This window comes from Dyadobacter sp. SG02 (genome assembly GCF_900109045.1).
Lineage (GTDB): Bacteria > Bacteroidota > Bacteroidia > Cytophagales > Spirosomataceae > Dyadobacter.
This window is the reverse complement of the sequence record NZ_FNYL01000004.1, coordinates 248,915-273,828: the sequence shown is the minus strand read 5'-3', so window position 1 is coordinate 273,828 and position 24,914 is coordinate 248,915. Positions and strand designations below refer to the sequence as shown.

Genomic DNA, 24,914 nt, shown 5'->3' with positions numbered 1-24,914 from the left:
TCGGCTAAATGCTGAACTGTATTTTTCTTATATTTACATGTAAGCTTCTTCATTTACTAATATACCGTTATGTACGAAAAGAATCTTGGTACAAAACAAAAAGCATTAAGGATCAACCTCGACCGCCGGATCTACGGATCGTTCGCGGAAATCGGGGCGGGTCAGGAAACGGCGGCTTACTTTTTCAAAGCCGGCGGCGCATCCGGAACCATCGCCAAAACGATGTCGGCCTACGACATGACGTTCAGCGACGCGATATACGGGACGGAAGAGGGCGGAAGGTATGTGGTGGAATCCCGACTGATGAAAATGCTCAACCGCGAGTACAACCTCGTAGAAAAGCGGCTTTCGGAGAAACGGGGTGTCGATAGCACCTTTTTTGCCTTCGCGAATACAGTAGTAGCCCTCAATTTTCAGAAAACGAACGAATCGCATGGTTGGATAGGCCTGCAATTCCAGCTCACACCCATGGGCCCGACGAATTACGTCGTGATCCACGTGCGCATGCGCGACGACGAGAATATTCTGCAACAGCAGGCATTGGGCATTATTGGTGTAAACCTGATTTACGGCTGCTATTATTACTACAAATCGCCCGAAATCCTGCTTATGTCGCTCATGGACGACCTGACGATCGACCGGATCGAGATCGATATGGTGCGTTTCAGCGGGCCGGATTTTGCCAAAGTCGATAACCGTTTGATGAGCCTGCGGTTGGTGAAAAATGGTTTTACCGATGCCGCATTGTTCGGCAGCGACGGCGGCGTGCTGCAACCTTCCGAGGCGTTGTACAAAAAGCATATCCTCATGATGCGCGGCCGCCTGCGCCCCATCACGAACGTGCATATCGACCTGATCAGCAACGGTCAGCGACAGTTTTTGGCCGAAGAGGACGTGGACGAGTCGAAAGTGGTATTGATCTCCGAGCTCACATTACATAACCTCAAAGCCGGCGACCGCGACATTGACGAAAAGGACTTCCTCGACCGCGTGGATATCCTCTGCTCGCTGGGACATATGGTGATGATTTCCAACCACCATGAATACTACCGGCTCGTGGCTTACCTGTCGCGATTGACGAAACTGAAATCCGGTCTGCTGCTCGGTAGCCCGAATTTGCAGGATATTTTCGAAGAAAAGCATTATCAGTTCCTGCAAGGTGGCATTCTCGAATCCTTCGCGACGCTTTTCAGCCGGAAAGTAAAGCTCTACATTTACCCGACATTGCAGCCGGATGGCTCTGTGTATAGTTGCGAAAATTTCCGCGTACCGGATCATTTGCGGCCGTTGTTCCAGTATCTGATCGTGAACGACAAGATCGAGGACATTAAGAACTACAACACCGAGCATATGCACATTACCACGGATTTCGTACTTGAAATGATCAAGCGCGGGGAGCCGGGTTGGGAGAAGCTGGTGCCGGAGAATGTGGCGCAGATTATCAAGGAAAAATCACTTTTCGGGCTTCCGAGCGAGAATAACTACGTCGATACGGTGAAGCAGATTCACCAGGCTGTGGGGAATTTGTGATTGATTTTTAATGCCGCGAAGGCACGAAGGAATAGGAAACACATTCGTGACCATTCGTGTCTTCGTGGCATATTAAAGTAAGCCAAGTAGTTTCTTAGCTTTTGGACATAAATTCTCGTTTATGTCCAAAATTTTATCCCCGCCCACCACTTTCACAGGCAGGCTCCGCTACCTCGGCCCCGGTTTCATTCTCTCCGCCGCCATTGTAGGCTCCGGCGAGCTCATCGCTACTACCGCGCTGGGTGCCAAAGCCGGCTTCGTCATGTTTTGGCTTATCATTCTGAGCTGCCTCGTCAAAGTCGCATTGCAGCTGGAATTTGGTAAAAATGCCATTTACACCGGCACATTTATCATGCATAACTTCAATAATCTGCCGGGTCTCAGGCTGGGCAAGGCGCATTGGAGTATTTGGCTGTGGCTTTCATTGCAAGGGTTGAAACTGTTGCAGGTAGGCGGTATCGTGGGCGGCACGGCTATTGTGTTGCATATGGCCTTCCCATTGGTTTCGGTCAATTTCTGGGCGATTATTTCGGTACTGATCACTTCATTCTGGGTTTACAAGGGCAACTATGGCCCCGTTGAAAAAGGCTCGCTGGTGATGATCATTCTTTTCACGGTTGTGATCCTTATATCTGTCATTTCGCTTCAATGGACGCAGTATGCCATTCATTGGCCGCAGATCGAAAGCGGCTTGCGGTTTTCATTGCCGACTGCAATGGTGGCAACGGCATTCGGTGCATTCGGGATCACGGGTGTCGGCGGCGACGAGATCATGTATTACAATTACTGGTGCATCGAGAAGGGCTATGCAGCCTACACCGGACCGAATGACGGTTCGAAAGAATGGTCGGAGAGGGCCAGGGGCTGGTTTCAGGTAATGTACCTCGATGCGGTGATGTCGATGGTGGTGTACACCATTGTAACGGCCGCATTTTATTTGCTTGGTGCGGCGGTGTTGCATTCGGGCGGCAATGTTCCCGAGGGATACGGCATGGTGGAGACCCTTTCCCGCATTTTCACCGAGACGCTAGGCCCATGGGCGAAGAATATCTTTCTGATTGGTGCCTTTTTTGTCCTCTACTCTACATTATTCACTGCGGCGGCCAGCTGGGCGCGTGTCTGGGCGGACGCATTCGGGCAGATCGGTTGGATGAAGTTTGAATCCTCACGAGAGCAAAAACGCAGTATCGGCATCCTTTCCTGGGTGCTTCCCATCGCGTGGTGCCTGCTGTTCCTCTTTTTTCAGGCACCGGTGATGATGGTCATTGTGGGCGGCATTGCTACATCGGTATTGCTGCTGCTGGTGGTTTATGTATCTCTCATGTTCCGTTACCGGGAGTTGCCGGTTACTTTAAAGCCTTCCGCGACTTATGATGTATTCTTCTGGATCAGCGTGTTGTCCATTCTCTTTGTAAGCGGCTACGGGATCGTTCAAATTATGTAGAGTAGAATAGTACTTAATTTAAAATGAGTAGTACTTTTTTATAGGTAACCAATAAGGGAGTTACTTCTGATTTTCGTCTAACTCATTGCCGATCAGGTAAAATATATTCCTTTCTAAATCCTAAAATCTTTCATATGGACAAACCAGCCGACGTATCGAGAAGAAACTTTATCAAAAACAGCACGGGTGCCGCCGTCGCACTTTCTATTCCTGCCTTTATTCCCGCGAGTGCATTCGGCGCGAACGACCGTGTACGCGTGGCCGTATTGGGCGTGAACGGACGTGGGCAGAGCCACATTTCGGGTTTTAATGCCCTGAGTAATGTGGAAGTAGCGACGCTCTGTGATCCCGACAATAACATTTTGCAGAAACGCGCGCAGGAATTCGAGCAAAAGACGGGCAAGAAGGTCAAAACGGAAAACGATCTTCGTAAGGTTTTCGATGACAAAACCATCGACGCCGTAAGTATCGCTACACCCAATCACTGGCACGCCCTGGCCGCAATCTGGGCTTGCCAGGCAGGAAAAGATGTGTATGTCGAAAAACCGGGTTCACACAACCTGCACGAAGGTCGGAAGCTGGTGGAAGCCGCCCATAAATACAAGAGAGTGGTACAGCACGGGGTCCAGCTCCGCAGCTCCGAAGCGTTGAAGGAAGCCGTGAAACACCTTCGCGACGGACTGATCGGCAACGTATACATGGCCCGGGGGCTTGTCTACAAATGGCGCCCCGACATCGGCGACCGCGGTACCGAAGCCGTACCCGCAGGCCTGAACTACGACCTCTGGACCGGTCCGGCCGAAATGAAACCGTTCTCCCGCAATTACGTGCATTACGACTGGCATTGGCATTGGAACTATGGTAACGGCGACATCGGTAACCAGGGCATTCACGAAACTGACATGTGCATGTGGGGCCTCGGGGTCGAAAGTTTTCCGGACAAGATCACCTCCTCCGGCGGCAAATTCCTCTGGAACGACGCGAAGGAAACGCCGGAAGTGCTGAGTTCTTCATTTGTGTATACCAAAGAAAAAAAGATCATCGAATTCGAAGTGCGGCCCTGGATGACGAACGAAGAAGGAGGCGTGGGCATTGGTAACATCTTCTACGGCTCGGAAGGGTATATGGTGGTGAAAGGTTATGATTATTACGAAACCTTTCTCGGTAAAGACAAAAAGGCCGGCCCGTCACGCAAAGCAGGTGGTGATCACTATAAGAACTTTATCGATGCGGTGATAGCCAAAGATGCGAAGCTGCTCAATGGACCTGTTGAAACTGCGCATTTGTCTTCGGGTCTGGCGCATTTGGGCAATATCGCCTACCGCGTCGGTCGGGCGTTGACTTTTGATAATAAGACGGAGAAGTTTGTGGGGGATGAAGAGGCTAACAAGCTGCTGACCAGGAAGTATCGTTCGCCTTATGCGTTGCCGCAGGTGGTGTAGCGTTCGGAGATATTTAGGAATTATTGTTTAATTGAAAAGTTCTCTTTATGAGAACTTTTCTTATATTCACACACTTTATATGAAAGTACATCTCATAAAAGAACAGACTATTGACAACTTTGTCCATGATCACGCAAGAAGTAAGTCATCATTCAAAAATTGGCTGACACATTTAAAAACGGCGAACTGGCATTCTCCTGAGGGAATACACGAAACCTATCCCTCGGCAGATATTCTTGGAAAAGGTTCTGAGCGGGTAGTATTTGACATTGGCGGAAACAATTTTCGTATGATTTGTAAATACTTCTTCGGTCCAAATCGTGTGCATTTGTCCATATGCTGGATCGGAACGCACGCGGAATACACACAATTGTGTAAATGGGGACAGCAATATTCAATTTACATATACTAGCATGGAAACGTTGAAATACAAGGTGATCAGAAACCTGGTGCAGTACAATAATTACTGTAACGAGCTCATACAGATGTTAGAGTCAGAAAACCCTGATCAGTATGAAGAAGAAATTGACCTGTTGACAGTCCTGATTGAACATTATGACGCGGAACATGGTACCCTAAATAGCGATGCCGATCCTGTCGAGTTGCTGAAATTAGTCATGAAGGATCATAAGATGAAGGCCAAGGATATTGCCGAGCTGCTAAATGTCAGCAAAGGATATGTGTCCGAAATTCTCAACTACAAAAAAGGAATGTCCAAAGATGTTATCCGCAAGCTGGCCACGCGTTTTGCGATGAGGCAGGAGGCATTCAACCGCCCTTACCGTTTGGAGGGGGAAAGAATGATGGAAGAAGAGGAGGATGCAGTACCGCAGGAGACGCTACACTCGTAAAGAAAATTTGTGATCACATTAACCACACTTTTAACTATGAATAATTATCAGGAAATCACACGCTATCTCGACAATGCACGGGATATTTTAAGTACGAAGGCCGGGAAGGAAGGCCAGTTCTATAAAGACATTAAATATGTCCAGATGGCATCGGGCACAGCTTACAATGCGGCATTGATGATCGCGGACGAATATCTGAAGAAAAAGGAAGGAACGAAATTTACAAAGCCTAACAGCATTGACGAATACAGGATTCGGTTGAATAAGCACAACAAGACGTTGCTTTCTTACCTCAATGAAGCTTATGATACACTGCACCTGGCCGGGTATTATCATGGTACTCCATCTGTTAGAATTATCAAACACGGCATGGATGCGACGCAAAAAATGCTCGCAATGGTAGCTTAACAACAAAACCAGGAAACAAAAGAAAGCGGCCGGCAGTTAAACTGTCGGCCGCTTAAATATCTATCCCGTCCTCTTCAGAGAACGGAGGAATTATTCGACGTTTAAGTTCTTAAAGAGCACTAAAATCAAACGATTCCAAATATTTCGTAGTGAAATTTCCTGACTTAAACCCGGGATCATCCATCAATTTAATGTGGAACGGAATCGTAGTCTTAATCCCTTCGATCACGAATTCCTGCAATGCGCGCTTCATACGCGTAAGCACCTCCTCGCGCGACTGGCCGCTGACGATCAGTTTAGCGATCATCGAGTCGTAGTTTGGTGGGATGGTGTAGCCGCTGTAAACATGGCTGTCGATGCGTACGCCGTGACCGCCGGGGAAATGCAGGTTGGTGATCTTACCCGGAGCCGGGCGGAATCCGTTTGCAGGATCTTCCGCATTGATACGGCATTCCATCGCGAAAAGCTTGGGCGTATAATTCTGGCCCGAGATCGGCTCGCCTGCCGCTACTTTAATTTGCTCCTTGATCAGGTCAAAATCGGTAACTTCTTCGGTGATCGGGTGCTCTACCTGGATGCGCGTGTTCATTTCCATGAAGTAGAAATCGCCGTGCTTGTCGACCAGGAATTCGATGGTACCGGCACCTTCGTAACCGATCGCCTGAGCGCCTTTGATGGCCGCAGCTCCCATTTTCTCACGCAATTCGGGCGTGATGATCGGGGATGGCGTTTCCTCCACCAGCTTCTGGTGACGACGCTGGATTGAGCAGTCGCGTTCCGAAAGGTGACATACTTTGCCGAACTGGTCGCCGATGATCTGGATTTCGATGTGACGTGGTTCTTCCACGAATTTTTCGAGGTACAAACCGTCGTTTCCGAATGCTGCCGCAGATTCCGTACGGGCATCGTTCCACGCTTTTTCGAATTCTTCCGGCTTGTTGATCACCCGCATACCGCGTCCGCCACCGCCCGCTGTCGCTTTTACGATTACCGGGTAACCGATGCCTTCCGCGAGTTCCTTACCCTGCTCAAAAGATTCGAGCAAGCCTTCCGAACCCGGTACGACCGGTACGCCGGCAGCGATCATCGTCGCTTTCGCGGTAGCCTTGTCGCCCATCCCGTTGATCTGGGCGGCGGTGGCGCCGATGAATTTGATGCCGTAGTCAGCACAGATTTGCGAGAATTCGGCGTTTTCCGACAAGAATCCGTAACCCGGATGGATCGCATCCGCGCCGGTTACTTCCGCGGCCGAAATGATATTCTGAATGCTCAGGTAGGATTGCCTGCTGGGCGGAGGACCGATACAAACGGCCTCGTCGGCAAACCGTACGTGAAGGCTGTCGCGATCGGCTGTCGAGTAAACCGCGACGGTTTTGATGCCCATTTCACGACAGGTCCTGATTACACGCAGGGCGATTTCGCCCCGGTTAGCAATGAGTATCTTTTTAAACATGTAATTCAGTGAGTTTTCGTTCGCTGCATTATGCAGGTTCAACCAGGAACAATGGCTGGTCGAATTCTACCGGCGTTGCGTTTTCAACCAGGATCTTAACGATTTTACCTGATACTTCGGATTCGATTTCGTTGAACAGTTTCATCGCTTCGATCACGCAAACTACTTTTCCGGGTTTAATCTCATCACCAATGTTGGCAAATGCCGGGGTTTCCGGGCTTGATGCACGGTAGAACGTACCGATCATCGGGGATTTGATCGTGATGAGATTCGAAGAAGCTGATTCTTTGGAAACCACTGGCTCAGTCGAAGCGACCGGTGCAGCTGCTGCGGGAGCCGCAGGAGCGATTGCAGGCGCAGGTGCCGCAACGGGTGCCGAAGTGTAGGCTACCACTGGTGCAGTTGCAAAGCGTTTTACCTTGATTTTCAGATCTGCCGTTTCAATATTCACTTCATCTAGTCCCGACTGGGCAATGAAGTCAATCAGTTTTTGGATTTCTTTGGTTTCCATTTAATTAAGATTTAACCCTTTCTACGTAATCGTATGTGCGCGTATCGACTTTGATTTTCTGGCCTTCTTCGATAAACAAAGGAACCATAATGCGGGCGCCTGTCTCTACCTCGATAGCTTTCTTGGGAGAGTTGGCGGTATCGCCTTTCAAGCCTGGCTCCGAATAGGTAACAGTCAGTTCGACAAAGGGAGGCAATTCGCAAATCAGCGCAGCGTCCGTCTCGGTATTGATCAGGATCTCAACTTCCTGGCCTTCCTTCATCAGGTCGGCGTTGGTCACCAGTTTTTCGTCGATCAATACCTGATCGAATGTCTCGGAGTTCATGAAGTTGTAGCCAACCTCGTCTTTATATAGGAATTGGAACTTGTGTCTCTCCACACGTACGGGCGTAATGCCTGCGCCTGACGAGAACGTGTTGTCCAGTACTTTGCCGCTAGTAAGGCTTTTCAGTTTGGTACGTACGAACGCGTTTCCTTTACCGGGTTTCACGTGTTGGAATTCAATCACCTGAAAAAGATCATGGTTGAAATGGATTACCAAACCGTTACGCAAATCTGCAGTAGTTGCCATTTTTATGCTAATGAATTGTATGATAATGCTTTAATGAAAATCACATGTCTACGCTCCAATACCCCATTTGAGATACATCGCGCCCCAGGTAAAGCCTCCGCCGAAAGCGGCGAGTATCAGGTTGTCGCCTTTTTTTAGTTGTGATTCATAGTCCCACAGGCAAAGCGGGATTGTCGCCGCCGTGGTATTTCCGTATTTGTGTATGTTCATCATCACCTTGTCCATCCCGACGCCCATGCGATTGGCGGTGGCTTCGATGATCCGACGGTTCGCCTGGTGAGGAACCAGCCATGCTACGTTGTCGCTGTTCAGGCCGTTGCGCTCCATAATATCGGCAGCGATGTCGGCCATATTTGTTACTGCGAATTTGAATACCTGCGCACCATCCTGATAAACGTAATGCAACCTGTTGTCAATCGTCTCGTGGGTAGGCGGGTAGCGGCTTCCCCCGGCCTTCTGATTCAGGTAGGGATAACCGGCCCCATCCGACTTGATGATGGAATCCAGAATGCCGTTTCCTGTCGTGTCCGGTTCGAGTAATACAGCACCTGCGCCGTCGCCGAATAGGATACAGGTCTTGCGGTCGGTATAATCGACGATCGCGGACATTTTATCCGAACCTACGACGATGACCTTTTTATATTTTCCGGTCTCGATAAACTGCGAACCGAGTGTCAATGCATAAATAAAACCCGAGCAGGCAGCCTGGATGTCGAAGCTTCCAATGTTACGGATGCCGACCATATCGCAGATGAGGTTAGCCGTGCAGGGAAAAACAAAATCGGGTGTGGTAGTAGCGCAAATGAGCAGGTCGATTTCCCCGGGACTTGTATTGGTTTTGGCCAGCAAACCCTTTACAGCCTCTGCACCCATATGTGAACTTCCTAAACCTTCGCCTTTCAGAATACGCCTTTCTTTGATGCCTGTGCGGCTAACGATCCATTCGTCGTTCGTCGCAACCATTGTTTCCAATTCTGCATTAGTCAACACATAATCAGGCACATAACCTTGTATTCCTGTTATAGAGGCTTTAATATGGGTCATGATAAATCAACTATTCAAAATCCGAATAGATTTGGTAAAAAGGGACAGTTTCAGTTTTTTCATAGTCATGTGGTTGTCAGCATCCGTCGTTAGCTCAATGCCTGGGCGATGTGCTGGTAAGCTTTGGATTTTACCTGCTTGTAAGCCCAGTCAACCATATTTTTGATAGCCAGAGGCGTTGATACCCCGTGCGCGATCATCACATTTCCATTAACCCCGATAATGGGACTGCCTCCAATGGACTCGTAGTTCGTTTGGTCGATAAAATCGTCCTGGAAACCTCTCTTCTTCGAAATCTCATAAAGGGACTCTCCGAGTTTGAACAAAATATTGCCGGTAAAGCCGTCCGTTACGATCACGTCGGCCTTGTTGGTGAAGAGATCTTTCCCTTCGATATTTCCGATAAAATTGATGCGTTTGTTTTGTTTCAGCAGGGGATAGGTGGCCTGCGAAGTGAGGGAGCCTTTTTGCTCTTCTTCCCCGATATTCATCAACGCAACCCGCGGCTTGTCGATCTGGAAAGTGTGTTGGGCGAAGATCGAGCCGATTTCCCCAAACTGCGAAAGGACCTCCGGTTTGCAATCGGCATTGGCACCGATGTCGAGCATTACGGCATAACCGCCTCCTACCTGCGGTACGAGACCTGCGATGGCGGGACGAAGAATACCTTCAATGGCTTTAATGCTGAAAAGGGCGCCCACGTGCATGGCACCTGTATTTCCTGCACTGCAGAATATATCTACCTCTTTTTCTTTCAGAAGCTTGAACCCCACGCCAATGCTGGAATTGGGTTTTTGAGAAAGGGCTTTGGTAGGATGTTCCCCCATCTCGATTACATCTTCTGCGTGAACGACGTCAACATTAGTAGGAGTGAAGTTATGCTGGTTGAAAATATCCCAGATCACGTTTTCACGGCCAATTAAAACGATTCTCGCCTCGGATGGTAGCTCAGAAGAGGCTTGGATCACCCCTTCAACAATTGCTTGCGGAGCTAAATCTCCCCCCATAGCATCTACCGCAATTTTCATTTACACGCTGTTATTTTGACAAATAAGTTAGAAACCGAAGGTGTAAATTTAGCAGATGTGCCGCAGTAAAAAAGAATTTCGCAACAACTTTTATAGGGCTGCTGCGAAATTGAATTGCTCATCGACTGAAACTAAACCGTTTTAGTATAGTTCTCAACTACAACTTTACCTCTGTAAACCAGGTTGCCTTCGTGTACGTGCGCACGGTGCAATTGGTGGATTTCTCCGGTTGTAGCATCAGTTCCCAACTGCTTTCCGGTAAGGAAATCGTGCGCTCTGCGTGAATCGCGACGGGTGCTGGAATGTCTCCGCTTAGGATGTGCCATGATATTTTTGGTCTATTGTTATTTACTATTTTATAATCTATATCAGTCAGCTAAAGCAGACTGCAAAGTGATTCTTGCTCATTCTCTCTCAATCCTTTGCAGTTGATTTTAATCAACTGATCAGAAGAGAAAGATTATTTTTTCAAATTCTTCAATGCTTCCCAGCGTGGGTCGATCTTCTCTTCATCCTCCGCTTCGTCCCCTTCCTCCTGTCCTCCCGAGGTGTACACCAGTGTTCCTTCTTCCTCGTCGTCTTCCAAATCGAGCTCGTCTTCCTCCGTCCTAAGGCTCGGGTGGAGCTTTTTGACCGGTAACGACAACGCGATGAAATCAAAAATGTAACGCGCTACGTTGATCCTGTTGGTGTTACGGCTGATAATCTCGATCTCTTCCGTCAGTTCCTCGTTGTGATCGCCGAACTTCAATATGATGCGTTCGTCGGAATCAACAGGTTCTTCGAATGTCTCGAGACTGCGGTCGCAAGTCAGGATTACGCTTCCTTTTGTGTGAAAACGGAGCTGGATCATCGTCGCCGATTTGTTCAGGACCACGTGCGTTTTGAAGTGCCCGTGCTCGATCAGATCCTGCTCCATTTCTTCAAAAAATGCGTCGCCAGACTCCATATCATAGTCATACTGTTTGTCTTCCAAACCGTAAATGTCTATGTTGTATTTACTTAGCTCTTTCACTTTTTCTGTCAAAAGGAGTGCAAAGGTAATGTGTTTCAGTTTAATAAAAAACATTGGGCCGGAAAATTGTTGCCCGTCGGTCGCTATTCTGCTGCTTTATCAGATTTTTCGCGCCGGATTGCCAAAATAGGTAGCACCAGCCGGTACATTCTCCACCACTACCGATCCCGCACCGATCCGCGCATTCTTGCCTACTTCGATACCCGCCACGATCACCGCGCCCGAGCCGATGAAAACACCGTCTGCCAGCTTCACGCGGTCGTTGATGATCGCGCCCGCACCGATGGTGACGAAATCGCCTACGATGGTCGAAGTATCGATGATTGCGCCTGTTTGTACGAGGCAATGATGTCCCACAACCGTACGTGCGCCGATGGTAGCGCGCGCCGCAATAAGGTTACCATGGCCGATCGCGGCCATCCCAGAGATCACCGCAGTGTCGTGGACCGCATTCACAGGCATATTCTTGTACTCCTCATTCAATGTTTCTACGAGCCGTTCCCGCACCGAGCGCTCGCCGATCGCGATGAATGCCTCGCATTTCGAGCCGAGTATATTAAGGAAGCTGGTGTCGTCGGTATTGCCGAGTACACTCACTTCGCCGAATTCCTTACCGTGCAGCTCCGCATGGTCGTCGAGGAAGCCGTAAACGAGTACATTATTCCTTCTGAAAATATCGAGGGCCTGCATACCGAGGTCGCCGGCGCCGAAGATTAATACGGGGTTTTCCATAATTGATGTTGGTATTGAATAAAAAGTCTTCATTCGAATGGTTAGTTCAAATGAAGACTTAAAAATTAGGCCTGAATATAATACTTAAAGGAATGTTACCCTGAAAACAAAGGGGCTGCCGTAGGGAGACAGGTTCTGGCCACTGTATTTGTCGATCTGGCTGTCGTAGCTGAAATTGTACAGCGCCGTCAAATGCACTGCTTTGATAAACTTCCCGCCAATCGGTTGCGAATAGGAAGCCCCCGCCATCGGCGAGCCGAGCCATTGCCGTTTCTGGTACGATCCTTCGACATTCAGTGCTTCAAATTCACCGATGATATTCACGACGGGGATCACATTATACATGAGGAACGCCCGGCCACCGTAATAAGCAGTGTTGATATCATAATATTTATAGCGGAAATACATGATCGTCGCGCCTACGCCACCTACTAGTTTTTCAGTAAGCTCATAACCGGCCATCGGTGAAACGTTGATGTTCGTAACGGTTCCCAGGCTCAATCCGAAGCTGCCTCCGAGGCGCACCCTTTCGATGAATTTCTTATCCTCAAAATCTGCCAGCTTCTTCTTTTCCGCGAGTACCGGTTTATCGTTTTGCGGTTTTCTTTCGACGGGAGGGATTTCCTTTCTTTCCGGCTGGTCCTTCCGAAGCGAATCGGGGCGGTAGTATTCGTCGTTTTGCGCCATGAGCGAAGGACTCATCAAAACCGCCAGGAGAAACAGGAATGGCAGGAGAATTTTACTTTTCATGTTAAAATCGTTTATTTTAGAATGTTGTAACTGGTAACGTAGGACTATCTGATTTTTGTCTAAGCGGCTCTGCGCTTCCGGCTCCTCTTAACACCACGCGTTTCGTCTATGCTTTATCACATTTCGGTTCCTGACCCACAATCCCGTTTTCTTGACATTTATTACACCATTCCCGAAATCCATAGCGAACAGATCGAAATCCAGCTGCCGGCATGGCGCCCGGGGCGGTACGAGCTTCAAAATTTTGCCAAAAATATTCAATTTATTGAAGCGATCTCATCCGATGGTCACAAACTGCCCTTGCATAAGGTAACCAAAGACCGCTGGCGGGTTGGAACTGCGGGAGAATCCGAGGTGCGGATACATTATAGCTACTACGCATCCATTCAAAATGCGGGCAGCAGCTACGTGGACGAAGAATTGTGGTACCTCAACTTCATTAACTTCTGCATGTATACCGAAGGCAGGATAACCGATCCTTACCGCGTGAAACTCGATTTGCCCGAAGGCTACCAGATTGCGTGTGGATTGCCATCGGCAGGAAAGAATACATTATCGGCGAGAGATTTTTATCAATTGGTAGATAGTCCGATGCTTGCCTCCGAAACGTTGCAGAAATGCGAATACGAAGTCCGTGGCATTCAGTTTAAAATATGGATGCACGGTAACCTGAAACCCAACTGGCGGCGCATCGAGCGCGATTTCCGACGGTTTTCGCGCGAGCAGATCGCCATGATGGGCGAGTTCCCTGAAAACGATTACCATTTCCTGAACCTGATTTTGCCGACCGCATTCTACCACGGCGTGGAGCATCAGAACTCGACGATGATCGTGCTCGGCCCCGACGATGAAGGCGAAGGCCTTTATTCCGACCTCCTGGGTGTGAGTTCGCACGAGCTTTTCCATGCCTGGAATATTATCCGCATTCGGCCGGCAGAGCTTTTGCCCTATGATTTTACCAAAGAAAATTACTTCCGGACCTGCTTCGTGGCCGAAGGCTGCACAACCTACTACGGCGACCTGTTCCTGAGACGCGCCGGCGTTTTCAACGACGAAACCTATGTGAAGGAATTGCAGGTATATATGAAGCGCCATTTCGAAAGCAGCGCCCACGCGGCGCAGTCGCTCGCGGAATCGTCGTTCGATCTTTGGCTGGATGGATATGAAAAGGGCATTCCAAACCGGAAAGTGTCGGTTTACCACAAAGGCGCACTGGTAGCGCTCATTCTGGATTTGTATTTAAGGAAGAAAACCAATCACGCGCAGTCGCTGGACGATGTGATGAAGCTGCTATGGGTGCGTTTCGGCAAGCCGTTCGTCGGGTATACGCTCGAAGATTACATGGGTATTGTCGAGGAAGTGGCGGGAGAATCGCTCGAATGGTATTGGCAAGAATGCATTTTCACCGCCACGCCACTTGAAGACCGCCTGAATGAAGCGCTTGGATTTGTAGGCCTGCAAATGTCGGTTTTCAGCAATGGTAATGTGCAACTGAATGTGCTGGATGATTTTAAGGCTCAGGTACAGCGGGAAAAATGGCTCGAAACGGTACAGGTGCTGACGATTGAGGAAGAGGAATTGGAGGAGGATGAGGAGGAAGAATGACGTGGCGTTTGTCGACCATGAACCGCCGACGATGGACGATGGTCTGTCGTCCATCGTCAAATTAACCCAACTCTGCCTGCAAAGCACTTCCCAAATCCCCATACCGGTACTTAAACTCCGTCTCGTTCTCAATTCTATCATTCACCACATAATTCCCGCCCAACACTACGGCAGCCATTTCCCCGAAAGCGAGTTTTAATGCAAATGCAGGCACATTAGGAAACCATTGCGGTCGGTTGAGCGCTTTGCAAATGGCTTTTGTCAGGCCTTCGTTGGTTACGGGTGGTGCGGCAACGGCATTATAGGCGCCATGCCAGTTTTCGTTTTCAAGCGCTTCGATATACAATCGGCACATATCTTCAAGGTGGATCCAGGACATCCATTGTTTTCCCGAACCCAACGGGGCGCCAACGCCGAAGCGTGCAGGTAATGCCATTTTGGGGATCGCACCACCTTCTTTACTGATCACAATGCCGGTCCGGAGCTTGACGGTTCGGACACCCAATGCCGCAATTTCGTCCGCGGCTTTTTCCCATTCGACGCTCACATGTGATAGAAAATCGTTGCCTGCGGGGGTAGTTTCGGTGTTTTTGCGGTCGCCGGTGTCTTGACCGTAGTAACTGATGCCAGACGCCGATACAAATGCAACCGGTTTTGCCGGCTTTTCGGCGAGTTTGCGGGCAATGAGTTTGATCGATTCCGTGCGACTTTCGAGGATGGATTTCTTGCGTTCCTCCGTCCAGCGACCTTCGCCTACATTGGTACCTGCCAAATGCACGAGGAAATGCAGATTGTCGAGGGCGCCTTCTTCGATATATCCCTTTTGAATATCCCATTCAAAAACCTGCACTGACGGAATCCGGGCTTTTTTGCGGCTCAAAAATGCAATTTCATAACCCTTATCGAGCAGCATTTGCGTCAGCCGCTTGCCGATGAGGCCAGTGCCGCCGGTGATCAATACTTTCTTTCCCATAAATATTGGTTTGAAAAAAGCATACCACGCTAGATTTCGGGATGTTGTGAACCGTCGCCCGGATGCTCCTGCTCGATCGCCTGCGTGACGCGCGCGACCATTTCTTCCACCGATTCGTCGGGACGGAAATGCATCGGCGGTTTGAACTGCACGGTCAGCCGGGTATTCCGTTTCTTGAAACGCAACCCTTTTTTATCAAAAGCCCTTCTAAAACCGTTGATTACGACGGGGATCACGATCGGCTGCTGGTCGTTGATTAAATGCGCCGTGCCTTTACGTACAGGGGCGTACGGTTTGGTCGTTCCCTGTGGAAAACTCACTACCCAGCCATGCTGCAGACCCATCCCGATGCGATCCTGCGCGGAGGTGTCGAGCTGGCGTTTGACGTCCTCACCATTGGCGCGCCAGGAGCGTTCGATGGTAATAGCACCGCCCATGCTGAACACTTTGGGTAAAAAACCACCTTTCATGGTTTCCGCAGCTGCCACATAGTACATTCTTGCCCTGGGCGAAAGCAGGTAGAATGGCGGGGACATCGTGTCCTTATAGCCCCATTTGACGGCACAGAAAATATGGAAGAATGCGATCACGTCGGCGAAATAGGTCTGGTGGTTCGACAGGAATAATACGCCCTGGTCGGGTAGGTCCATCAGGTTTTCGGTGCCGGTAATGCGGATTTTGTTGACAGCCGTATACCGATAATAGGTAAACCAGCCCAGTATGAAAATGAGTAATCGTTTAATTGCCAGAAAGTTGCCGAACGGGTCTTTCTCGAAAAGCCCCAGGAAATCCATGCGGGCGAGCCAGGAGGGAAGCGCGCTATATGTGATTTTTTTAAATGTCATGTTGATGTAAACAGTGCGGCATGCAATTGGGTCAGGCTGTTTGCATTGAAAATTGTATTCCACCGGTTCTTATGATCGGTGCCGTAATTTAGAGAATAAGCGAGCGGAATGGAAATATTTTGTTTGACCGCATCGAACGTAGCATGGTGGATCGTCGATGGTCTATGGTCGCCGCGATCAGCGCCTAACCTCCACTATTTGGCATGATTCTTTGCATATAATTCGCGAGAACCTTTAATTTTGACCAATCCCTTCATTCAAGTCATTTTTCGAAGTTTATGAAAATGAAATACGCATTTCGCATTCTGCCGGCAGTTGTGGCGGCTGGAATGCTCGCAGGTTGTTCCAAAAATCCGGTGACGGGCAAGAAAGAGATTGTCTTTATGTCGCAAGAGAAAGAGATCGCGCTCGGAGCCGAATCGCACCCCTCTATCGTGGCCACTATGGGCATTTACGACGATAAGAACCTGCAATCCTTCATCAACGAAAAGGGTATGGCGATGGCGAAAATCTCCCACCGGCCCGATTTGCCCTACAAGTTTTTCATTGTAGACTCGCCGGTAGTCAACGCATTTGCGGTACCTGGCGGTTACGTATACTTTACACGGGGAATTATGGCGCATTTCAATAACGAAGCCGAATTCGCGGGGGTGCTTGGGCACGAAATCGGCCACATTACCGCGCGGCATTCGGCACGGCAGCAGACTTCGCAGATTTTTGGTCAGGTAGGTTTGGCGGCCGGGATGATCCTTTCCCCGCAGGTACGCGCTATGGGTGAGCAGGCGCAGCAGGCATTGGGTTTGCTTTTTTTAAGTTACAGTCGCGACCATGAGACCGAATCCGACAAAATCGGAGTGGATTATTCCAGTAAGATCGGTTACGACGCCAAAGAAATGGCCGATTTCTTTGGTACACTGAAAAGAATCTCTGAAAAAGCGGGTCAAGCCATTCCTACATTCCAATCGACCCACCCCGATCCGGGCGACCGTATGCAGAAGGTAGGAAAGCTGGCGACCGATTATCAGACAGCGCACCCGGGTAAGTACAATGTTAATCGTGACGCGTACCTGCGCAAAATCGATGGCGTTATATATGGCAACGACCCGCAGCAGGGCTTTGTGGAAAACAACAATTTCTATCATCCTTCCCTGAAATTCCAGTTCCCGGTACCGAGTGGCTGGCAATATGAAAACTCGCCGGCGCAATTCCAGATGGCGGCCAAAGACGGGAAGTCGATGATGCTGTTCACGCTCGCGCAGGGAAAAACCCTGGAAGAAGCATCGCAGGCCGTGGTTAAAAATTACAGTCTGAAAGTGCTCGACAATGAGAAGGCGACTATCAATGGTAATCCGGCGCTTGTAATGGTATCGCAGCAGGTGGAACAGGGCGCAAATGGGCAGGCTGCGGCCGCAACGGCCAATACCATTCAGGTCGGCACGTGGCTGATCCAGTACGGCGGCAATATATATGCGATCCACGGTGTGGCTTCGGCAGGCAACTATGCTGCTAATGCAGGCCAGTTCCGCTCGGTGGCGCAGGGTTTCAAATCGGTTTCGGACCCGAATATACTCAACCGCCAGCCTGAACGCGTCCGGATCAAAACAGCTCAACGCGATGCTACGCTGCGGGATTTGCTGAAAGACAACAACCAGGCCGACGGCAAGCTGGATGAGCTGGCTATTATCAACGGCATGGCGTTGACCGACAAGGTGTCAAAAGGGACGCTTTTCAAGACGCTGGGTAAATAAGAAGATCACTTAGAAAATCATGAGAGCGGCGGCACGATCGATGTCGCCGCTCTTTTTGTTAACCGTTCATCCCGACCATTCTGCCATTGGTCAAGGGATCAGAAACTTTTTACTTTGAAATTTGGTTGACATATCAACACAATATACCTTTGTATCATCATGAGCGCAAACATAGATAGCTGGCAAAACCTTAGGGAAGAATTGAAGAACTCTTTGCAATTCAAATTGGGGGCTGTTACCAAGACGGTTTTCAAGAAAATGAATGCGGAGCTGGTCAATGAAGGTATTCCCGTGCTCGCGGAGCAGCTGCCGATTCTGATGGTTGTATATTTCCAGGAACAGGCACGCACGCAGCAGGACATTGCCAATATTTTACAGAAAGATAAAGCAGGTATCCAGCGTTCTGTGCAGACATTACATAAAGATGGTTTCTTGAAAATTGAAAGTGATATTGAGGACAAAAGAAAGAACCTGATATCGCTTACTCCGAGTGGAAAGTTTGTCTGCGAGCGCATTCAGTCACTCGCGATTGCTTTCAACAACCAGATTATGGAACATTTTACAGAGCAGGAATGGACGACTTTCCTGGGTTATCTGGACCGCGTCGTCAAGGTAGTAGACAAATAAATTTTTTTAAATTAATAGTTGATATATCACCAGTAGAGGTATCAACTATCTAGGATTAGCCACAACAATCAACAACAGGTCAAAATGAAAAGTAAATGGATCGCAGCAATCGTGATAGCGGCCGCCTCGGTGGGGCAGGGCTGGGCTCAGACGAGCCTAACGCTGAAAGATTGCATTGCCTACGGGATCAAGAATAACGGGAATGTCAAAATAGCTCAGTATAAGGAAAGTACGGCGGTGCAGCAGGGACGAGAGGCGCTGGCGGGTTATCTGCCGCAAGTGGCGGGTACGGGGTCGCTCGACGACAACCTGAAACTGCAATCGACCGTTTTGCCGGGTGCGCTGTTTGGCGGGGAAGACCGCCGCGTGGCATTGGGTACCAAATACCAGAGTAATGCATCGGCGCAGGTGGACCAGGTGGTGTTCGACCAGGCAATGCTGATCGGTATCAAAGCCAATAAGCCTAACCAGCAAAATGCCGCATTAAATGCGAAGAAAACAAAGGAGACGATCATATACAATGTGGCGAACGCCTATTATCAGGTATTTGTGACCTCGCAGCAGATCGCGCTTTTGAAGGATAACCTGGACAAAACCAGCCAGATCCTGAGCACTTTGAAACTGCAACTCGACAACGGTGTGATCAAAAAAGTGGATTACGACCGCACGCAGGTGAATTTGAACAATATCAAGTCCCAGCTGACATTGGCGGAAAGCAATCTTACCCTTTCTGAAAACCAGCTGAAATTCCAGATGGGTATGCCGCTCACCGAGCAACTCGTATTGGCAGACAACCCGCTCGATCAACCTTTCAAAATCGTGGAGCCGGGCGCATTCGATGCTTCGAACCTCACCGATTTTAAAATACAAAACCTGAATATGGAGCTGCAACAACTCGAAAAGGCGCGCATTAAGGCCGGTTATCTGCCCAAAGTATCGGTTTACGGCCGCTATGGCGTGCAGGCGCTCGGTAACGACCTTGGTACTTCGTGGGGTAATTGGTTCAGCTACGGCGCTATCGGTCTGAAACTGAATATCCCGATTTTCGACAGCTTCCGCCGCGACGCGCAGTACAAACAGGCCGATCTGAACCTGATGACGCAGAAGGAGCAATTGAAACTCAATGTGCAGAATTACGAATTGCAAAACAGCAACGCATTAACACAGCTTCAAAAAGCGAAATCCAGCCTGGCAAGCGACGAAAATAACGTAGCCCTCGCAAAGGAAGTTTACGACGTCACCACACTCCAATACAGGGAAGGCACCGTGCCGTTGACCGATTTGCTCAATGCAGAAACTTCCTACAAAGAGTCGCAAAGCAACTATATCAACTCGATGCTGAGCTATTACCAGGCGAAATTAGGATTGGAACAATCAACAGGAAGCCTGAACGATTTCTTCACAGCATTACCATAATACACTTCATCAACAAAGCTGTTTGAACTGCATTATCCACTGTTTCACAGCAGCTTATTCACTCATTCAGTCATTCACTCATTCAAAATTATGAAGCGAAAACTTATCATCATCGGTTCCATCGTCATTATAGGCGTTTTGATCGGCGTTCGGCTTGTTGCCAACAAGGCGAAAATCGACGAGAAGAAGAAAATGCCCGAGAATAAAAATGTGACTATTCCGGTAACGGCCATTGCCGTGAAAGAGGGCAGCGCAGACCAGCAGCTGATCCGCACGGGTAGTCTTATCCCCTTTAAAGAAGCCGAAATTATGGCTACTGCCGCTGGTAAGGTATTGGCCGTCAAATACGAGCTTGGTTCGCACGTAGCGCAGGGCGCGACGATCGTGAAGGTGGATAGTAAATTAAAAGAACTGTCCCTGGAAGCTACTGAGTTGAATATCAATAAACTGAAAAAGGATACCGACCGTTATTCCAAACTGTTGGCAGGTAATGCAGCCACCGAAGTTCAGGTGAATGATACCAAATACAACTACGACAATGCATTGAACCAGGCCGAGCAGATCAAACAACAGATCAGCGACGCGTCCATTCAGGCGCCGATCAGCGGCCGCATTGTGAAGAAGAATATCGAACCCGGAGAATTTGTTAATGTTGGTACTTCGCTGGGAACGATCCTGGACGTGTCGCGCCTGAAAGTGCAGGTGATGATTAACGAAAATGATGTTTACAAGCTCAAAGAAGGTCAGCACGTGCAGGTGAGTACCAGTATTTTCCCTGGTAAAAAGATCGACGGCCTGATTTCCTACATCGCTCCGCAAGGCGACGAGTCGCATAACTACCCGGTTGAAATCGTGGTGAAAAACTCTACCGAATTGAAGGCCGGTACGTTCGTGACAGTTGAGTTCCAGCAAAAAAGCAGCGCGCAATCGCTCCTGATCCCGCGCAGCGCGCTGGTGGAAAGCGTGCGTAACCCGTATGTGTACGTGGTGGAAGGCGGCGTGGCCAAGCAGCGCAAGATCGAGGTGGGCCGCGAAGTGGGCGACAATGTGGAAGTGTTGGCTGGCCTGAAATCGGGCGAGACGGTGGTTACGACCGGACAGATCAACCTCAGTGAAGGCGCCACGGTTACCGTTACAAAATAGTCTTCATCAGCAAACTGAAAGAATTATGTCAATTACCGAAGTAGCCGTAAAAAGACCGCTCTTCATAACCGTAGTATTCGTAGTACTGGTACTATTCGGTTTGATCAGTTATAACCAGTTGTCTTACAACTTGTTGCCTAAATTCGAGGCGAATGTTGTGAGCGTCATGACGACTTACCGCGGAGCTTCTGCGGATGAAGTCGAAACGAACGTGACGAAGCATATCGAGGACGCGGTATCGGCCATTGAAGGGCTGGACCAGATCAACTCGACTTCGCAAGAAGGTGTATCGTCCGTGATTATCCAGCTAAAACAAGGCGTAAGCGTCGATTTGGCGCAGCAGGAAGCACAACGGAAGGTGGAGCAAGTGATTTCACTGCTGCCGGATGATGCAGACCGTCCGGTTATCAACAAGTTCTCGACCGACGAAATCCCGGTTTTGAGAATGGGCGTTACCGCGAACCTTTCGCCCTCCGAGCTGTATGATTTGATCGACGACAAGCTGAAACCGCAGCTTTCGAACGTGACCGGTGTAGGTCAGGTGACCATTATCGGTGGTACCGAGCGCCAGATCCAGGTGAATATCAGTCAGGATAAATTGAAAGCCTACCATTTATCGATCAGCCAGGTTTCGGCTGCGATCAATAATGCGAATACTTCTTACCCGGCCGGCCAGGTGAAAACCCAGGACGACCAGTTGTCTATCCGTTTCGACGCTAAGCTAACTACTGTTGCCAACCTTAGAAATGTGATTGTAGGTAAATCCTCGAATGGCGGACAGATCTTTTTGAGAGACATTGCCGAGGTTTACGACGGTGTCGCCGATGCTACGGCCGTGAACCACATCAATGGACGACCATCGGTTGCATTGCAAATCCAGAAACAGTCCGACGCGAACGCGGTAGATGTGAGCAAGCTCACCCGCGAGCGGCTGACGAGCCTTGAAAAGCAATATGAAGCACAAGGTTTGAAATTCAACATTGCTTCCGACCAATCGATTTACACATTGGCATCGGCGGATGCGGTGGTATTCGACCTTGGCCTTGCGGTACTGATCGTATCCGTGGTAATGCTTTTATTCCTCCACAGCTTCCGCAGCTCGATGTTTATCCTCGTGGCGTTGCCGTCGTCAATGATCCCGACTTTCATTCTGATGAGTGTAATGGGCTTCTCCCTGAACCTGATGACGCTCATGGCGCTCTCGCTCGTGGTAGGTATCCTCGTCGATGACTCGATTGTGGTGTTGGAAAACATCAACCGCCACATGGAAATGGGCAAAAGCCGCTGGCAGGCCGCATTGGATGGTCGGGCCGAGATTGGTTTCACCGCATTGGCGATTACCCTGGTGGACGTCGTGGTGTTCGTGCCGCTCGCATTGACGCAGGGCCTTATAGGTAACATTCTCCGCGAGTTCTCGCTCGTAGTCGTGTTCTCGACATTGATGAGTTTGTTGGTATCATTTACATTGACCCCATTACTCGCGTCCCGTTTCGGTAAAGTCGAAGTTTTGGATAAAAACAGCCTTTGGGGTCGTTTGAACCTCGGTTTCGAGAAGTTTTTGGATAATGTAAAAGAAGAGTACGGTCGCATACTGACCTGGGTACTGGGTCACAAACGCTATATTTTCCTGCTCTCGTTTGCATTGATCATCGGTTCCATCGCATTGGTACCGGGTGGATTCGTGGGAGCGGCATTTATGCAGCAAAGCGACCGCGGCGAGTTGAACGTGTCCATCGAATTGGCCCCGACTGCTTCGGTATACCAAACCAACCAGGTAGCGCAGCGCGTGGAGAAAATCCTTTTGGCAAAACCGGAGGTAACCAAGGTATTTACCAATGTCGGTTACAGCAGTACCGGCTTGGGAACCACTTCCAATAGCAACATTGCCGATTTGACTGTTCAATTGGTTGATAAAAAAGAGCGTACGGTATCGTCGGAAGAATTTGGTCAGGGCATCCAGAACGAAATCCTGCAAATCCCGGGCGTGAAAGTGACCGTCGCACCGACTTCGATCACCGGTAATGCTAACCAGGCGCCGATCCAGGTAGCCGTAAAAGGGACCGATATGGCCGTGATCCGAAAAGTCGCCGCACAGGTGAAAGACATCGTGACTTCAGTACCCGGAAGTTCCAACGTCGATTACTCCGTGGACGACCCGAAACCGGAAGTAGGCGTGACCCTCGACCGCGAGAAAATGGCGCAACTCGGCATCAATGCCGCCGAAGTGGGTGCCACATTGCAAACTGCATTCCGCGGCGACGACCGTTCGAAGTTCAAGCAGAATGGTAAGGAGTACGATATTATGGTCAACTTAGACCAATTCGACCGCTCGAAAGCCGACGACATCCGTCACCTGAATTTCGTGAACAGCCAGGGCCAGACCTTCGAACTCTCGCAATTCGCCACCATCCGCGAAGGCATGGGCGAAAGCGTACTGCAACGCATCGACCGTCTGTCGTCGATCACGATCAATTCGCAGGTAGTAGGCCGCCCGTCGGGTTCCATCGGTGCCGACATTCAGGCCAAAATGGCGAAAGTGAAACTGCCGGAAGGCATCAGCATCGAATACCGGGGTGACCTGAAAAACCAGGCCGACGCATTCGGCAGCCTCGGCGTAGCATTGTTGCTTGGTATCGTGCTGATCTACCTTATCATGGTGGCGCTTTACGAAAGTACCATTTACCCCTTCGTCGTGCTCTTCTCGATCCCGGTTGCATTGGTCGGTGCCCTCACCGCCCTCGCGCTCACGATGGAAAGTTTAACGATCTTTTCGATCGTCGGTATGATTATGCTCCTTGGTTTGGTAGCCAAAAACGCGATTTTGATTGTCGACTTTGCTAATCAGCTCAAAGAAGAAGGGTATGCATTGAAAGAAGCACTCATCGAAGCCGGTAAGGAACGTCTCCGTCCGATTTTGATGACCACCATCGCAATGGTAGCGGGTATGTTGCCTATCGCCCTCGCCTCTGGTGATGGCGCAGAGGTGAAGAATGGTATGGCATGGGTGATTATTGGTGGTTTGACCAGCTCTTTGTTGTTGACGCTGTTTCTGGTTCCTAGTGCTTATTATGTGGTGGATAGGATCAAGGAGCGGTTTACGAAGCGTAAGAAGCGGAAGGCGAAGGAGGAAGTGCTTTTAGAGGCTTAATAATGCTTTTGAATATAGCTCTGCGATGAGCTTTGATAAATGAAATGCCCCGCTGTCGGTTGATAGCGGGGCATTTTCGGTTTCTACACTCTCACACTTTCAATGCGCTGAAAGAAAAACACCAGCTCCCTGAAAGTCATAAATGTGTCACTAATCCGCGGGTTATAGCCAGCCTCCTGTTGGAACGCCATCGAATCGCTGTAAATCGCCCAAAGGTGATCGAGCATTTCGGAAGGACTGCCTACGTTCAAAAGTTCTTTTACTTGCCTGCCATAAGCGAGGCATACCGAGTCCTCGGACTCGGTGGTGTGTGATGAAGTTGACATGATGATAATGAGTTAGGATGAATGAAAATGCCCTGCATTAGGTGTCCTAACGCCATTATCAGCGTTCGGGGGACTTTCGAAACACCCACACCATAGCAGGGCAAAAACTTGAAGCTTTTTCATGATAGATAATTTTTAAGGAAGGCGTAAGTTGGGGAAGTGCCGGGAGAAATACAAGGAGGCGTTAATGCGATTATCCTCCGGTTAGGATCGTCGCATTTACCTTACTGAGGAGAGCTGGTTTTTACAGTCATGTGGCGTGATGATAATGAATTAGGATGAATGGGAATGCCCTGCATTAGGT

24 protein-coding genes are annotated in these 24,914 nt (G+C 49.4%); 12 read left to right on the top strand and 12 right to left on the bottom strand.

What is annotated here, in order from left to right:
- Window positions 1-69 precede the first annotated feature (69 nt).
- The 6 genes from BMW93_RS11190 to BMW93_RS11165 all read left to right on the top strand — a co-directional run bounded on the left by BMW93_RS11190 (window position 70) and on the right by BMW93_RS11165 (window position 5,675).
- Window positions 70-1,530: a nicotinate-nucleotide adenylyltransferase gene (locus tag BMW93_RS11190; RefSeq protein WP_090375410.1), complete on the top strand. Its 1,461-nt coding sequence runs from the start codon at window positions 70-72 to the stop codon at window positions 1,528-1,530.
- A 121-nt stretch (window positions 1,531-1,651) separates the two neighbouring features.
- Window positions 1,652-2,974, top strand: coding sequence for an Nramp family divalent metal transporter (locus tag BMW93_RS11185; protein WP_090375407.1), 1,323 nt, complete (start codon window positions 1,652-1,654; stop codon window positions 2,972-2,974).
- 134 nt (window positions 2,975-3,108) lie between these two features.
- Window positions 3,109-4,416 carry a Gfo/Idh/MocA family protein gene (locus tag BMW93_RS11180; protein WP_090375404.1) on the top strand — a complete coding sequence of 436 codons (1,308 nt, stop codon included), beginning with the start codon at window positions 3,109-3,111 and terminating at the stop codon, window positions 4,414-4,416.
- A gap of 79 nt (window positions 4,417-4,495) precedes the next feature.
- The gene (locus BMW93_RS11175) at window positions 4,496-4,828 is read left to right on the top strand and encodes a type II toxin-antitoxin system HigB family toxin (protein ID WP_090375403.1); all 333 of its coding nucleotides are present in this window, start codon (window positions 4,496-4,498) and stop codon (window positions 4,826-4,828) included.
- A 1-nt stretch (window position 4,829) separates the two neighbouring features.
- Window positions 4,830-5,267, top strand: a complete 438-nt coding sequence (locus BMW93_RS11170) for a type II toxin-antitoxin system HigA family antitoxin (protein WP_090375401.1) — start codon at window positions 4,830-4,832, stop codon at window positions 5,265-5,267.
- A 36-nt stretch (window positions 5,268-5,303) separates the two neighbouring features.
- Window positions 5,304-5,675 (top strand): DUF5618 family protein, encoded by a 372-nt coding sequence (locus tag BMW93_RS11165; RefSeq protein ID WP_090375399.1) that lies wholly within the window; start codon window positions 5,304-5,306, stop codon window positions 5,673-5,675.
- Window positions 5,676-5,784: 109 nt separating this feature from the next.
- Here BMW93_RS11165 and accC read toward each other — a convergent pair whose 3' ends face one another.
- The 9 genes from accC to BMW93_RS11120 all read right to left on the bottom strand — a co-directional run bounded on the left by accC (window position 5,785) and on the right by BMW93_RS11120 (window position 12,779).
- Window positions 5,785-7,128 carry an acetyl-CoA carboxylase biotin carboxylase subunit gene (gene accC / locus BMW93_RS11160; RefSeq protein WP_090376222.1) on the bottom strand — a complete coding sequence of 448 codons (1,344 nt, stop codon included), beginning with the start codon at window positions 7,126-7,128 and terminating at the stop codon, window positions 5,785-5,787.
- A gap of 28 nt (window positions 7,129-7,156) precedes the next feature.
- Window positions 7,157-7,639: an acetyl-CoA carboxylase biotin carboxyl carrier protein gene (gene accB / locus BMW93_RS11155; RefSeq protein ID WP_090375397.1), complete on the bottom strand. Its 483-nt coding sequence runs from the start codon at window positions 7,637-7,639 to the stop codon at window positions 7,157-7,159.
- Window positions 7,640-7,643: 4 nt separating this feature from the next.
- Window positions 7,644-8,210, bottom strand: coding sequence for an elongation factor P (efp, locus tag BMW93_RS11150; protein ID WP_015813596.1), 567 nt, complete (start codon window positions 8,208-8,210; stop codon window positions 7,644-7,646).
- Window positions 8,211-8,258: 48 nt separating this feature from the next.
- Window positions 8,259-9,254 (bottom strand): beta-ketoacyl-ACP synthase III, encoded by a 996-nt coding sequence (locus BMW93_RS11145; RefSeq protein WP_090375396.1) that lies wholly within the window; start codon window positions 9,252-9,254, stop codon window positions 8,259-8,261.
- Between the two features lie 89 nt (window positions 9,255-9,343).
- The gene (gene plsX, locus BMW93_RS11140; protein WP_090375394.1) at window positions 9,344-10,282 is read right to left on the bottom strand and encodes a phosphate acyltransferase PlsX; all 939 of its coding nucleotides are present in this window, start codon (window positions 10,280-10,282) and stop codon (window positions 9,344-9,346) included.
- A 131-nt stretch (window positions 10,283-10,413) separates the two neighbouring features.
- Complete coding sequence (rpmF, locus tag BMW93_RS11135) at window positions 10,414-10,608, bottom strand: 50S ribosomal protein L32 (protein ID WP_015813599.1); 195 nt, start codon at window positions 10,606-10,608, stop codon at window positions 10,414-10,416.
- Between the two features lie 134 nt (window positions 10,609-10,742).
- Entirely contained in the window at window positions 10,743-11,351 is a 609-nt protein-coding gene (locus tag BMW93_RS11130; RefSeq protein ID WP_090375392.1) for a DUF177 domain-containing protein, read from the bottom strand.
- Window positions 11,352-11,396: 45 nt separating this feature from the next.
- Window positions 11,397-12,029: an acetyltransferase gene (locus BMW93_RS11125; protein WP_090375390.1), complete on the bottom strand. Its 633-nt coding sequence runs from the start codon at window positions 12,027-12,029 to the stop codon at window positions 11,397-11,399.
- Between the two features lie 84 nt (window positions 12,030-12,113).
- Window positions 12,114-12,779 carry a hypothetical protein gene (locus tag BMW93_RS11120; protein ID WP_090375388.1) on the bottom strand — a complete coding sequence of 222 codons (666 nt, stop codon included), beginning with the start codon at window positions 12,777-12,779 and terminating at the stop codon, window positions 12,114-12,116.
- 108 nt (window positions 12,780-12,887) lie between these two features.
- On the opposite strand from BMW93_RS11120, the gene BMW93_RS11115 reads away from it, so the two are divergent.
- On the top strand, window positions 12,888-14,384 hold the full coding sequence (locus BMW93_RS11115; protein ID WP_090375386.1) for a M61 family metallopeptidase: 1,497 nt from the start codon (window positions 12,888-12,890) through the stop codon (window positions 14,382-14,384).
- Window positions 14,385-14,445: 61 nt separating this feature from the next.
- Here BMW93_RS11115 and BMW93_RS11110 read toward each other — a convergent pair whose 3' ends face one another.
- Window positions 14,446-15,357, bottom strand: a complete 912-nt coding sequence (locus tag BMW93_RS11110; RefSeq protein ID WP_090375384.1) for a TIGR01777 family oxidoreductase — start codon at window positions 15,355-15,357, stop codon at window positions 14,446-14,448.
- Between the two features lie 29 nt (window positions 15,358-15,386).
- A complete protein-coding gene (locus BMW93_RS11105) occupies window positions 15,387-16,202 on the bottom strand; it encodes a 1-acyl-sn-glycerol-3-phosphate acyltransferase (protein WP_090376219.1) in 816 nt (271 codons plus the stop codon).
- A 278-nt stretch (window positions 16,203-16,480) separates the two neighbouring features.
- Here BMW93_RS11105 and BMW93_RS11100 point away from each other — a divergent pair, with 278 nt between their 5' ends.
- From BMW93_RS11100 to BMW93_RS11080, 5 genes are all read left to right on the top strand, one after another.
- Window positions 16,481-17,950 (top strand): M48 family metalloprotease, encoded by a 1,470-nt coding sequence (locus BMW93_RS11100; protein WP_090375383.1) that lies wholly within the window; start codon window positions 16,481-16,483, stop codon window positions 17,948-17,950.
- A gap of 159 nt (window positions 17,951-18,109) precedes the next feature.
- Window positions 18,110-18,577: a MarR family winged helix-turn-helix transcriptional regulator gene (locus BMW93_RS11095; protein ID WP_090156145.1), complete on the top strand. Its 468-nt coding sequence runs from the start codon at window positions 18,110-18,112 to the stop codon at window positions 18,575-18,577.
- An 84-nt stretch (window positions 18,578-18,661) separates the two neighbouring features.
- Entirely contained in the window at window positions 18,662-19,993 is a 1,332-nt protein-coding gene (locus tag BMW93_RS11090; RefSeq protein ID WP_090375381.1) for a TolC family protein, read from the top strand.
- 90 nt (window positions 19,994-20,083) lie between these two features.
- The gene (locus BMW93_RS11085) at window positions 20,084-21,136 is read left to right on the top strand and encodes an efflux RND transporter periplasmic adaptor subunit (protein ID WP_090375379.1); all 1,053 of its coding nucleotides are present in this window, start codon (window positions 20,084-20,086) and stop codon (window positions 21,134-21,136) included.
- A gap of 25 nt (window positions 21,137-21,161) precedes the next feature.
- A complete protein-coding gene (locus tag BMW93_RS11080) occupies window positions 21,162-24,284 on the top strand; it encodes an efflux RND transporter permease subunit (RefSeq protein WP_090375377.1) in 3,123 nt (1,040 codons plus the stop codon).
- 83 nt (window positions 24,285-24,367) lie between these two features.
- On the opposite strand, the gene BMW93_RS11075 is transcribed toward BMW93_RS11080, so the two are convergent.
- On the bottom strand, window positions 24,368-24,610 hold the full coding sequence (locus BMW93_RS11075) for a hypothetical protein (RefSeq protein WP_090375375.1): 243 nt from the start codon (window positions 24,608-24,610) through the stop codon (window positions 24,368-24,370).
- Window positions 24,611-24,914 lie beyond the last annotated feature (304 nt).